General features: G+C 58.9%; 9 protein-coding genes. 5 read left to right on the forward strand and 4 right to left on the reverse strand.

Going from position 1 to position 5,911, the window contains the following annotated elements; all coding sequences use genetic code 11:
- Together MKK55_RS26845 and MKK55_RS26850 are read left to right on the forward strand one after the other, a co-directional pair.
- The coding region (locus MKK55_RS26845; protein ID WP_243938657.1) for a MucR family transcriptional regulator at nucleotides 1-258 on the forward strand (258 nt) is incomplete at its 5' end.
- Nucleotides 259-339: 81 nt separating this feature from the next.
- A complete protein-coding gene (locus MKK55_RS26850; RefSeq protein ID WP_243938659.1) occupies nucleotides 340-594 on the forward strand; it encodes a hypothetical protein in 255 nt (84 codons plus the stop codon).
- A 90-nt stretch (nucleotides 595-684) separates the two neighbouring features.
- Here MKK55_RS26850 and MKK55_RS26855 read toward each other — a convergent pair whose 3' ends face one another.
- A complete protein-coding gene (locus MKK55_RS26855; protein WP_243938661.1) occupies nucleotides 685-945 on the reverse strand; it encodes a DUF6894 family protein in 261 nt (86 codons plus the stop codon).
- A 1-nt stretch (nucleotide 946) separates the two neighbouring features.
- Nucleotides 947-1,660: a Crp/Fnr family transcriptional regulator gene (locus tag MKK55_RS26860; protein ID WP_243938663.1), complete on the reverse strand. Its 714-nt coding sequence runs from the start codon at nucleotides 1,658-1,660 to the stop codon at nucleotides 947-949.
- 284 nt (nucleotides 1,661-1,944) lie between these two features.
- Between MKK55_RS26860 and MKK55_RS26865 the strand changes: the two genes are divergently transcribed.
- Together MKK55_RS26865 and MKK55_RS26870 are read left to right on the forward strand one after the other, a co-directional pair.
- On the forward strand, nucleotides 1,945-3,096 hold the full coding sequence (locus MKK55_RS26865; protein ID WP_243938665.1) for a helix-turn-helix domain-containing protein: 1,152 nt from the start codon (nucleotides 1,945-1,947) through the stop codon (nucleotides 3,094-3,096).
- The gene (locus tag MKK55_RS26870; RefSeq protein WP_243938667.1) at nucleotides 3,093-3,338 is read left to right on the forward strand and encodes a hypothetical protein; all 246 of its coding nucleotides are present in this window, start codon (nucleotides 3,093-3,095) and stop codon (nucleotides 3,336-3,338) included. Before MKK55_RS26865 ends, MKK55_RS26870 begins: the two co-directional genes overlap by 4 nt.
- A 1,300-nt stretch (nucleotides 3,339-4,638) precedes the next feature.
- On the opposite strand, the gene MKK55_RS26875 is transcribed toward MKK55_RS26870, so the two are convergent.
- On the reverse strand, nucleotides 4,639-4,893 hold the full coding sequence (locus MKK55_RS26875) for a hypothetical protein (protein WP_409566128.1): 255 nt from the start codon (nucleotides 4,891-4,893) through the stop codon (nucleotides 4,639-4,641).
- Between MKK55_RS26875 and MKK55_RS29425 the strand changes: the two genes are divergently transcribed.
- The gene (locus tag MKK55_RS29425; RefSeq protein WP_409566129.1) at nucleotides 4,893-5,081 is read left to right on the forward strand and encodes a DUF6894 family protein; all 189 of its coding nucleotides are present in this window, start codon (nucleotides 4,893-4,895) and stop codon (nucleotides 5,079-5,081) included. The genes MKK55_RS26875 and MKK55_RS29425 overlap by 1 nt on opposite strands.
- A gap of 349 nt (nucleotides 5,082-5,430) precedes the next feature.
- On the opposite strand, the gene MKK55_RS26880 is transcribed toward MKK55_RS29425, so the two are convergent.
- Nucleotides 5,431-5,664: a hypothetical protein gene (locus MKK55_RS26880; RefSeq protein WP_243938671.1), complete on the reverse strand. Its 234-nt coding sequence runs from the start codon at nucleotides 5,662-5,664 to the stop codon at nucleotides 5,431-5,433.
- Between the last annotated feature and the right edge of the window lie 247 nt (nucleotides 5,665-5,911).

Below are 5,911 nucleotides of genomic sequence, written 5' to 3' on the forward strand. Positions count from 1 at the left end.
TTCGAGGATGGCAAGACCTACAAGACGATGAAGCGCCACCTCACGCTTCGCGGGCTCACACCGGAGAGCTACCGTGCGAAGTACGGCCTACCGTCTGACTACCCCATCGTATCGGCTGCTTACTCCGCCAAGCGGTCCGAGCTGGCGCGTTCACTCGGCCTCGGTCAGTTGCGGCGCAAGGCGGCTCCCGAGGTCCAAGAAGCGTCTGAGGCGGCCTTCAAGACCCGCGGGCGGAAGAAGGCTGCCGAGACAGCCTGAGGACCTTCTGCGCTCTTGGTTCCTTCCAGATAGAGTCCGCCGGCACCTCCGCGCGGGCTTTTCGGGCCTCTCGAACGAAAGGTGGAAACGATCGCCTCGCTGGCTGAGGTGCGGCTGAGGCAGCGCTCAGCTAGTTCGAAAAAACGGGTGGGTCTGGTGCTCACATGCAGATCTGGCGAGAGATGCCTGTCTCGTTGCCATCGCCTTGTCGGCGGCATCCTGCATCTCTCGCATCTGTCGGCGCATCGCTACGGACTCGGCGATGAGCCTCTTCGATCGCTCGATCAGATCGGTATCGCCTTTGAGGGGTCGGTCATCGCTCATGACATGCTGTAGAACGACCTCGCAGCGAGATCCCCATCAAAGGTTGGTACCTCGTGCGATCGTAGGCGGTGAACTCGCCGATTGTGGGAGCGAACAGCCGGACTAGTCCTCGTCGTCTTCCTCAGGAACGAGGTCACTGAACGGCACCGTCATGACGTGCCGGGCCTTCTCGTCCTCAATCTCGAACGAGCAGACGAACCAATCGCGTACGGCAAACGAGCGTGAACCAGCAACCAGGTCGCGCGCGGCCTGCAACGCGAGCTGGCGTGCCGCTTCGTCATCGGCGAGTTCGTCCCCTTCCGGGTCCACCGCAAGCTTGTCGAGCCTCTGACCGTAGCGAAGGTTGAGGTAGTAACGGGGCATCTCACGCCCCTTCGATCAGACGGGCATACTCGGCCTCCGGTGTGCCGTAACCGCCATCCGCCATGTCCTCTAGGAGCTTGCGGTTCAACACGGTGATGCGACCGCGCCTGGCCCGGATGCAGCCGGTGCCTTCGAGCTGCTGCATGGCCAGGCTCACACCGGCCCGCCGGACACCCAGCATCATCGACAGGAACTCATGCTTGAGCAGAAGCTCGTCGCCCTCCACGCGGTCGTGGCACATCAGCAGCCAACGAGCGAGGCGTGCCTCGATCTCCTGGCTCCCGTTGACGAAGGCTGTCTGCCGCGTCTGGATCATCTCCGTCAGGATGTAGCGTAGCATCAGTTTGCGCAGGGCGGGGCTCTCATCCACCGCCGTGCTCACGACCGCGGCGTCGATGCGCAGGCCGGCACCCGGTACCTGAATGAAGTGGTCATATGGGGCCCGGTCCGAGCCAAGGAGCACGGGGGTCGCGCCCACTAAGCCCTCCCGGCCGATGATCCCGACCTCCACCCGGCCATTTGCGCCCTCAGCTGTGATCGAGGCGACGCCCGTCTCCATGAAGTGGAAATGCTCGGTTCGGGCGTTGGGCTTGGTCAGGGTTTGCCCGGCCTGCAAATCGACAGGCTCCAGGTGCGGCTGGAGCCGGGTGAAGTCCTCGACGGTCATGGCCTTCAGCAGGCGATTGTGCACGGCAGATTGTTGGACCTGAGCCATGGGGTCTTGTCTCCGTCTCGGAGCAAGAGCGCATCGTCTCTCAGCCGCCTGCGCTCGGAACCTCGTGCAGGCGATGGTCAGAGCATGGTGTAGGAACTTGGTATTTACAATAATGCCAGCTAATATTTATCATTTGAAGTTATGCGCGGTACCGTACATTCGCAATGAACGCTAGCGTACCGAGCGGTTTTGATCGTTTACCTGCAACCCGCTTTATGTTTCTAACTTAGGCGTCAAGCTTGCGCCCCTCGGGCGATAGGTGGTTTTTCCCTCTTGGAGCAGACGTGGACCTCACAGATCAACAGCCCCTCGTGCTTCTTGCCGAGGCCGATGCCATGATCGGCGCGGACATGAGCGATGCCCTGGAGCAGGCAGGCTACCGCGTCCTGGGGCCGTTCGGGACAACCCCCGAGGCTCTCGCTGGCCTGGAACGGGAGCGCCCCACGCTCGCGGTTGTGGACGTCAAACTCAGGGACGGCTTCTGCACCGCCCTGGGTGACGCACTGCGCCAACGGGGCGTTCCGGTCGTGGTCCACTCCGGCTTCCAGTCCGGTGAGCCCCGCGCGGTGGGCTTCCACGGTTCGCCTTGGCTCACCAAGCCGGCGTTGCCGGAGGATGTGGTGGCGCTGCTGGATGAGCTGTCCCTCTCCCGTACTGCCCCCGTTAGCATCGAAGCACTCCCATCGTTACAGTCAGCCCAGGCTGCGGAAAGCCGGGGCAACCCGCTGGTGCGCAAGCTGGAGGGCTTCGTGTCCCTGTCGGAGGCCGACAAGGCGCTATTGGAGCGGATCAGCGCCTCATCGCGGGTCGTCCCATCGCAGACCAATCTCGTTCGCGAGGGTGAGGCGCCCAAGGGCGTATTCCTGATCCTGGAAGGCATGGCCTGCCGTCACAAGGTGCGAGCGAACGGGACCCGCCAGATCATGGCCTACCTGGTCCCGGGCGACCTCTGCGACCTCGATGTGGCGTTGCTGGACACGATGGACCACTCGATCACCGCGCTGTCGACCAGCAAGGTGGTCTGCATCCCGCCGAAGGTGATCGCCAAGGTGATGGAGAACCATCCCCAGCTCGCCCGTGCGCTTCGGATGAGCACGCTCGTGGACGAGGCGACGCTGCGCGAGTGGCTAGTGAACGTCGGCTGCCGCTCGGCCCGGGAACGGGTCGCACACCTGTTCTGCGAGCTTCAGGTCCGGATGCGGGCAGTGAGCCTCGCCGACGGGGACAGCTACGACATGCCGGTTACACAGGCGGCCCTTGCCGACACCACCGGCATGTCGGTCGTGCACCTCAACCGCACGCTGCAAGAACTTCGCCGTGAGGGACTGATTGAACTTCAGCAGCGTCGAATGACGATCCTCGACCTTCCACGCCTCAGGGCGTTGGCCGAGTTCAAGCCGAACTACCTGCATCTGGGGGAGCGTGCTGCGGCATGAATTTCCGCCTCCAACCGGTGCAGGTCGCCGCGAGAAGCGACGACCAAGAGGGCCAGCTCGTCTTCGCCGATGGGTTCCTGGCTGCGGTGCTCGTACAGTTGTCCGAGCAGCACGGCGAGAACTGGGGCAAGTGGTTCCTAGAAGCAGGCTTTGGCCGCGTCGATGATCATCGACCGCCGATCTTTGCCGATCTCGAAGAGGCGCAGGCCTGGATCGAGGCACGCCTCACTGGCACCGAATAAGGTACCTCATAGCGGTCACTGACTAGGCCCGCTTTACCGCAGTAACGTTGTGCCAGCCTGAAACGCGGAGACGCGCCAAGTGCGCATCGTCTGCGCCGACCATCTGCCCGGTTGCGCCAATGCGGCTCCGGTCCCCCCTTCGCGACGTAGCGCTCATCCGCTCACGCGACCTGCACCGGCGCTGCGGTACGTCCTAGGAACCTCAGATCGCCCCGTACAGACCGTTCGAGATGAGATCGCACCGTCCCATCCGCCAGACAGCACGACAGTCCACGATCGCTGCAGCGAAGACGCTGCGGATCATGATCGAAGTGAATGTAAGCATCGAACGTCCTGTGCTTGCTGAAACAGTAGAGGTATACATTGAGTGTATTATTGTAAAAAACGGATTTTTAAGCTATATAAATACACCATATGTTTATAACATATATTACCTTCGCAATTCATCGAGCATATTCTTTATTTAGGAGAATTTAACCCACATATAGTACCGTGAAATAGAGAAAGAATAAATATCTCAAAGGAAGCATAAAATGCCTGGCCGCCGACGTGTGGAAAGACAATCATGCAACCTATCTGCACGAATTTTCATTCCTTTAGACAGCAACCCGATCCGTTGCAATATCACAGATATCTCCTCCTTTGGAGCCTTTGTGAGCGCAAGTCGGCATACTATTGTTCCGGATCAGTTCGATTTGGCCATAGGTACTAGCCGTGTACCTAGAACATGCCGCTTAGCGCATCGGAACGAGAAAGGCTTTGGTGTTGTATTCATTGACCCTGTATATCAGGAAATAGAAACTATCCTCATTGATAACGTTTTCAAAGAGGAGCTAGTTTTTGAGGCTGTATCACTAAGCAGTACATCTTACCCAAGTGCAACATCTATACGCCTAGGCACTACATTAAACGCGATCATGGCCGTTATTGATCGTCAGCGGAACGATTGGTCTTAAGCGTCGCGCTCGACAATCTGACAGATCGTGCTGCCGATCATGCTCACAAAAAATCCGCGCCCCGAGTGCTCCTTGAACGCGTTCGCCCGCCGGATGTAGCCAACGACGGTCCGCGGGTCGCGGTGCCCTGACTGATCCATGATCCGGGCGAGGTCGGCACCGGCGACACCAGAGTGCCCAGATAGTGAAAGGTCTGGTGAGTCAATGACAGCCGGGCCAATGCCGCGCTTGCAGGTGTGCGCCGCAGCAATTCTCAGGGGCTGTTTTACGCTGATTTTTCAATGCGGCCGATGTGGAACCAATCGCGTAAAAATCATCTTTTGATATAATTAGCCGTTTCAACTTCAAATTGACGGAGCCTGCGCCGGCCTCGTTCCAGACCAGTAGCAGAGCGCAAAATGAGACATCGGGATCACTGCGTACCCCTGTCTGGCCCAGACTCCGATCCTGTTCTCTACGGCGTAGCTCAGGGATTGGCTGAGCTGTTCCCACCCGTCGAGCTGACGCCAGTTCGTGATGACCAGGGTGAGCAGATCGATGAGGCAGACCTGCTCGCTGATGACCCTTGAAAGCAGACGAATAAAGATCGAGATCTTCAATGCCCCGTTTCTACCTTCACCTGCGTGATGGCGACGATCTCGTCGAAGATCCAGACGGGTCAGACCTTCCCAATGTTGAGGAGGCAAAAGAAGAAGCTCGCGCATCAGCGCGATATCTACTCGCAGAAAGACTTCGTGAAGGCAAAGTGATAGATGGCCAACGATTTGAAATCGTAGATGAAGTATGAGATCTACACGCCATAGTGTGGTTGAGAGAGGTTATTAAATTTGTTTAAAATGCGCGATGCTTGGTATACAGCTGGCTCGAGGAGCTATGACTGTGATTGGGCCCCTTTGGACTAATTTTTCTAGATCAAGTCGTGAAACACCGTTCAATGTGGGTGTTCGTCGTGCGCTGGTAGAAGCGTTTCCGCCTGTCATGAATGACGCGATGCCAGCGCGAATAAAGCTTGCGCTTGAGGCCTTGGTGGCGCTCGATCCCGTAGGCGTGGCAGATCAATCGAGAGAAGCTCTCGATAAGCCGAAACTGACGGCCCCAGCGGGCTTGGCCAGCACGCCCTCTGCTGTGTAGGTCGCCTACGCCACGACTTCGCCCGTCCCCATCATTTCGGTGAGTACGCTGCTCAGGTAGGCGCCCAGGCGCTTGAGGGCACCCTTATCGGGAGCATCAATCCAGAAGCCGATCAGACCCAGCTTGCCCTCAAAACGACGAAGGACCGACTCGCCCATCAATGCCGCCTCCCTCTCGGTTTGTGCGAACAAGGTCCGCTGAATGCCAGCGGCGAGGATGGTGATTTCGTAGGGCGTCACGCTTGGCATACCAGCCGAACGTGCTGCACTGCAAAATCGTTGCGTGCTTTGGCGTGTTACTTTTTTGGTTTTCAGGCCGCCTCGGCGGGCTCCGCATCGTGCAACCACGGCACGTAGGCGCACCACTGGCAGATGCCCATATCTGCCGCCCGCCTGTCATTCCGCTGTGAGCAGTGCGGGCACACCCTGAGTAGCAGTTTGAAGCCGGTCAGGACCCCCTGACCGCGTCCCCGGAATGTAATCTCGC

Source organism: Methylobacterium sp. J-059, assembly GCF_022829485.1.
Taxonomy (GTDB): Bacteria; Pseudomonadota; Alphaproteobacteria; order Rhizobiales; family Beijerinckiaceae; genus Methylobacterium.